The sequence below is a fragment of the Mesorhizobium sp. M7A.F.Ca.CA.004.12.1.1 genome (assembly GCF_003997835.1).
Lineage (GTDB): Bacteria > Pseudomonadota > Alphaproteobacteria > Rhizobiales > Rhizobiaceae > Mesorhizobium.
In genome coordinates, this window is record NZ_RZRK01000415.1 from 1 (window position 1) to 5529 (window position 5529).

Consider the following 5529-nt stretch of genomic DNA (forward strand, 5'->3'; position numbering starts at 1 on the left):
GATCTTCATGAACGGGGAGAAGCTCGATCTGAAATCGCCGCGAGCCGCACTCGATGCCGGCATTTCGACCGTTTTCCAGGAGCATTCGCTGCTGCCCAATCTGTCGATCGCCGAGAACATGTTTCTCGGCCGGGAGCCGACGACACGGTTCGGCTCGATCGATTATCGGGTGATGAGCAGCCAGACCGCCAAGGCGCTTGGCGAACTCGGCCTCACGCTCGACCCGTCGCAACTCGTTTCAAACCTGACCATAGCCGAGCGGCAATTCGTCGAGATCGCGCATTGCATCCAGGCGGACGCCAGCGTGCTCATCCTCGACGAGCCGACGGCGGCGCTCAACGCAGCCGATGTCGATGTGCTCAACCGCAACATCCGCCGGCTGCGCGATAAGGGAAAAGCCATCGTCTACATCTCGCATCGCATGGAGGAGATATTCGAGCTGTGCGACACGGTGACGGTGCTGAAGGACGGCGCACTGGTCGGCACAAGAATGGTGTCCGAGATCACCACCGACGAACTCATCGCCATGATGGTCGGACGCGAACTCCAGGACCTTTTTCCCGATCGTACTGATAACAAAGGCGACGAGATCCTGCGCGTCGAGAACCTGAGGATCACCGAGACATCGCGGCCGCTGTCGCTGACATTGCACAAGGGCGAGATCGTCGCCCTGGCCGGCCTGGAGGGACAGGGCCAGCAGCGCTTCCTGAGATCGCTGATCGGCCGCTATCATCCCTCCGCCGGGACGATTTCCGTCAACGGCAAAGCGCTGAAAATGCCGCTCCCGCCATCATCAGGCGTTCGCCATTTGCAGCAGCTGAGGGTCGGCTTCGTTCCCGAGGACCGCAAGGAAGAGGGGCTCTTCCTCGCTTTGCCGATCGCCCACAACATCGCCATCGGATTGCATTCGAGGCGATCCGAACTCGCGGCGGCGCGGCCGTATCGAAACGTGATCGCCCGCATGATGGAGGTCATGAACATAAAGGCGGCAGGGCCGTCCGCGCCGGTCGGCTCCCTGTCCGGCGGCAACCAGCAAAAGGTTCTGCTCGGCCGCTACCTGGCCGCCGATCTCGATCTTCTGCTGGTCGAGGAGCCGACCCGCGGAGTCGACATCGGCGCCAAGTCCGAGATCTACCACCTGCTGCGCGACTTTACCGCCAAGGGCGGCGCCGTGCTGGTGCTGTCGCGTGAGACGATCGAGTTGATCGGGCTCTGCGATCGCATCTACGTCGTCCACGACGATACCATCGTTGCCGAAATGCCGGCAGCGCAGGCGACAGAACACAAGATCCTCGACGCGGCCCTGATGGGCGGTTCCACGCGCCAGCATTAGGGGCCTCCATGCATCGTTCGCTTTTCAACATCCTGAGTGGCCGGAACACCCGGCAAGGCCTGTGGGGCCTGCCGCTTCTGGTCGCCTTGCTCATTTCGCTGTGGCTGGCCGTCGAGACGACACAGTTCGCCACGGCCGAAAACCTCTTCAACCTGGTAGCCCAGGCGATGCCGCTGATCATCGCGGCGATCGGACAGCTCGTCGTCGTGCTCATCGGCGGGCTCGACCTGTCGGTCGGTTCGGTCATCAGCTTCACCACCGCGGTGCTGGCGCTCGACCAGCCGGCGATCGTGCTGATCCCGGCGGTCTTCGTGCTGGCGGCACTCATCGGGCTGACCAACGGCCTGGCGATCACCCGCTTCAACGTCCATCCGATCATCGCGACGCTGTCGACGCAGTACATCGTGCTCGGCATCACGCGCATCCTGCGTCCCGTCTCCGGTGGCACCGTGCCGGAGATCGTCATCGATGCCGTCTCGGGCAGTTTCCTCGGCATTTCCTATCCGGTTTTCTGGGGCATCGCCGTGATCCTGGCAGCGTGGAAACTGCTCTACGGATCCCGGTACGGGCTGCATCTGTTTGCGATCGGCGGCGGCATCGCGTCCGGCGCCAAAAGCGCTGCCCGAAATTTCGGCGTCTCCGACCGCCGCAACATTATCCTCGCCTATGTGGTCTGCTCCTGTTTCGCGGCCGCTGCCGGTGTCTTCCTGGCCGGGCGCATCGTGTCGGGCGATCCGAATGTCGGTCTGCTTTTCGAACTCGATACCGTCACCGCCGTGGCGCTCGGAGGCACCCAGCTCTCCGGCGGCATCGGCAGCCTGCACGGCACAGTGATCGGCGCGCTGGTCATGGCGCTGCTGGCTAACGGCATGAACCTCGCCAACGTCTCGCCCTTTGTTCAGACAGCGATCAAGGGCGGCATCCTGCTGGCGGTGGTCGGGTTGCAATCCCGCAAGAAAATGGGGCTCTGAGCGATGGCCGCCGTTCTCGCAAATCCGATCGCCCGGCGTCTGCTGCGCATCCCGCCGTCCTATTTTGTCTTCATCGTGCTGCTGGCGACGCTGTGGATCGCGCGGCCGAACATGCTCAACCTCAACATCATGGGCATCTTCGTCAGGCAGATCGTGCCGCTCGGCATCCTGGTGCTGGGGCAGCTCGTCGTCATGCGGGTGAAGTCGATCGACCTCTCTGGCGGCGGCATCATCCTGCTCATCAACTATTTCATCTCGTCGGGCACTTTCCCCGGCGCGTCGATGCCTTTCTTCGTCGTGCTGGCGCTCGCCACCGGCCTCGTCATCGGCCTGTTCAACGGCTTCATGATCGGCAACCGGCGGGTGTCGGCGGTCATCGTCACGCTGGCGGTCAGCATCATCCTGGTCGGGCTGGTGCAGTTCCTGTCGAGCGGCAATCCGCCCGGCGATGTGCCGAAGCTGTTCAACGACCTATACAACACGAAATTCCTGTCGGTTCCGACGCCGGTGCTGTTCTGGGTCCTGCTGACCGCTTCGGTGTGGCTGCTTCTGTCGCGGACCATCTTTGGCCGCTACGTCGCTTCGGTCGGGGAGAATGCCGAAGCCGCGCATTTTTCCGGCGTGCCGGTCCAGCGCACGGTCATCCTGGCGCATACGCTCGCCGGCCTGATAGCGGCGATCGCCGCCCTGGTGCAGACCGGTTCCATCGCCGTCGGCAGCGTCCGTATCGGCCTCGACCTGCCGATCCTGGCGGTCGCGGCAACGATCCTCGGCGGCGTCGTCTTCGGTCGTGGCGACGGCGGCGTCTGGGGGCCTTTCTTCGGGGCGCTGTGTTTTGCGCTGCTGTTCGTGGTGATGACGGTGCTCGGCATCGACGAGCCCGGCAAGCTCATCGCGCAGGGCGTCATCATCCTCGGCGCGGCGATCTTCTACGGAGTGCGCGTGCGAAACCCCTGATTTGAAACGGCGAAGAGCAAGTGCGCCGGCGTTCAGACAATTGCAAACAGATGGAGAAACATGGATGTCACCGCCAAAAAACATCATGTGCTACGGCGACTCGCTGACCTGGGGCTGGGTTCCGGTCAAGGAAGGGTCGCCGACCTACCGCTACCCTTATGATCAGCGCTGGACCGGTGTGATGGCGGCGGCGCTGGGGGCGGGCTACCACATCATCGAAGAAGGCCTGAGCGCGCGCACGACCTGTCTCGACGACCCCAACGATCCGCGCCTGAACGGGGCGAACTATCTGCCCTCGGCCATCGCCAGCCATCTGCCGCTCGACCTGGTCATCGTCATGCTCGGCACCAACGACACCAAGTCTTATTTCCGCCGGACGCCTTATGAGATCGCCAATGGAATGGCGAAACTGGTCGGGCAGATCCTGACCAGTGCCGGCGGCATCGGCACCCCTTATCCGGCTCCCAAGGCGCTGGTCATTGCGCCGCCGCCGCTGACCCCGATGCCCGATCCGTGGTTCGAGGGCATGTTTGGTGGCGGGCACGAAAAATCCAGGGATCTGGCCAGGCAGTACAAGGCGATGGCGGATTTCATGAAGATCGATTTTCTCAATGCCGGCGATTACCTCACCACGGATGGTGTTGACGGCATCCATTTTACTGCCGGAAACAACGCCGATCTGGGACGCGCCGTCGCCGACAAGGTCAAGTCGATCCTTGAGCCGGGCAAGGTCAGCACTGCCGCCTGAAGCCGCCACGCCCGTCGGCTCGCGGCACACAGGCCTACGGCGCGGGTGTATCGCTCGTTCCTCCGGCGATGCACATCGATACGGGGCCGTTTGGCCCCGTATCGATGTGGCGCTCGACGCCTGCAGACCTGCGTTGATCTAGGGCCTTGTGCCCCGAGGAACATGATCGGCAGACGATTTGGTTTGGCGGTCGAAAACGACCGCCAGGCCCTTCTTCACGGCAAGCGAGGCGACCATGTCGTCGAGTTCGCGATCGGGAATGGCGGGTTTGAGGACCTGCCGGATGGCCCGATAGGCCTGCTCGGTCGACACATAGTCGTAGCGCTTTTTGCGCGCTTCCACATATTGCTCGATGAGAATGCCCAATCGGCGGGCGGCGATGTCATCTGGTTGCTGCAAGGGAGCCTCCTCAGCGTCGATCGTTTGCAGACCCCCGAGATGTAAAAACCCACGCCGCGAAAGTTAAGGCCTGCTGTCGGCTTGAAGCCCAAAAAATCTATTGCCTTCGTTCAACGAACTGCACCGCAGAGTGTCATCGTGTCCGAACTGGCACATCGCAGCCGCAAGGCGCGGGTCAACTTGCCCGTCCGAATCCCGACCAAAGCGTGTATTCACAACAGCTCCGACAGAACGGCCATGAAATGGTCGTTCTCCGCTGTCGAGCCGATGCTGACTCGCACATAGGTGTCAAAACCCTGCTGCTTCCACGGCTTGACGATGACGCCGTGACGCAGCAGGCCTTCGACGAAGGCGGAAGCATCTTGCCGGCAGTTGAAGAACAGGAAGTTGCCCCTGGAGGCAGCGACATCGAGGCCCTTGCTCGCCAGGAAAGTCTCGACGCGTTTTCTCTCTGCATTGGCCAGCGCGACGACCCTGGCAAGGTGTTCGTCGTCGGCCAGTGCCGCGAGTGCGGCCGCCTGGGCCATCGCGTTGGCGTTGAAAGGCGTGCGGACGCGATCGAGCAGCGCGCGCAGCTCCGGGTCACCGACGATGCCGAAGCCGATCCGCAATCCGGCCAGACCGAACGCCTTGGAAAAGGTCCGCAGCACGATCCAGGGCCGGCCCAGCTTTTCGAGATAGGGCAGGGACGATGCATAATCGTCGCCCTTGGCATATTCGGCATAGGCTTCGTCGATGACGATCAGCGTCTCGTCGCCGACCGCATCCAGAACCCTGGACAGATCGCCGCCGGAGAGCCAGCTGCCGACCGGGTTCATCGGGTTCGAAAACAGCAGCATGCGCGGCCGTTCGCGCACCGCCTCGACCAGCGCATCGACATTGATGGTGAGATCGTCGTTGACGACAACGCGTTTGACGGTCGCCCCCATCAGCGTTGCGTAGTCCTCATGCAACGGGAACGACGGATAGAGCGTGACGACCGCGTCGCCCGGCCGCAACACGGCACGGCTGATGACGGAGAGAAGGTCTTCGGAACCGTTGCCGAGGATGATCTGGCCCTCGGCGACGGCATATTTGTCGCCGATCGCCTGGCGCAGCTTGCGCCCGGCGGGGTCGGGATA

Annotated in this window: 6 protein-coding genes; 4 read left to right on the forward strand and 2 right to left on the reverse strand. The window is 62.9% G+C overall.

Annotated elements, in window-relative coordinates; all coding sequences use genetic code 11:
- The 4 genes from EN984_RS20980 to EN984_RS20995 all read left to right on the forward strand — a co-directional run.
- The coding region (locus EN984_RS20980) for a sugar ABC transporter ATP-binding protein (protein ID WP_164765560.1) at positions 1–1333 on the forward strand (1333 nt) is incomplete at its 5' end.
- Between the two features lie 8 nt (positions 1334–1341).
- A complete protein-coding gene (locus tag EN984_RS20985; protein ID WP_127383925.1) occupies positions 1342–2304 on the forward strand; it encodes an ABC transporter permease in 963 nt (320 codons plus the stop codon).
- Positions 2305–2307: 3 nt separating this feature from the next.
- Positions 2308–3261: an ABC transporter permease gene (locus tag EN984_RS20990; RefSeq protein WP_127272456.1), complete on the forward strand. Its 954-nt coding sequence runs from the start codon at positions 2308–2310 to the stop codon at positions 3259–3261.
- A gap of 64 nt (positions 3262–3325) precedes the next feature.
- Positions 3326–4009: an SGNH/GDSL hydrolase family protein gene (locus tag EN984_RS20995; protein ID WP_127271777.1), complete on the forward strand. Its 684-nt coding sequence runs from the start codon at positions 3326–3328 to the stop codon at positions 4007–4009.
- Positions 4010–4147: 138 nt separating this feature from the next.
- Here EN984_RS20995 and EN984_RS21000 read toward each other — a convergent pair whose 3' ends face one another.
- Complete coding sequence (locus tag EN984_RS21000; RefSeq protein WP_127272455.1) at positions 4148–4408, reverse strand: hypothetical protein; 261 nt, start codon at positions 4406–4408, stop codon at positions 4148–4150.
- 212 nt (positions 4409–4620) lie between these two features.
- Positions 4621–5529: aminotransferase class I/II-fold pyridoxal phosphate-dependent enzyme (locus EN984_RS21005; RefSeq protein WP_127383926.1), on the reverse strand; the 909-nt coding region annotated here is incomplete at its 5' end.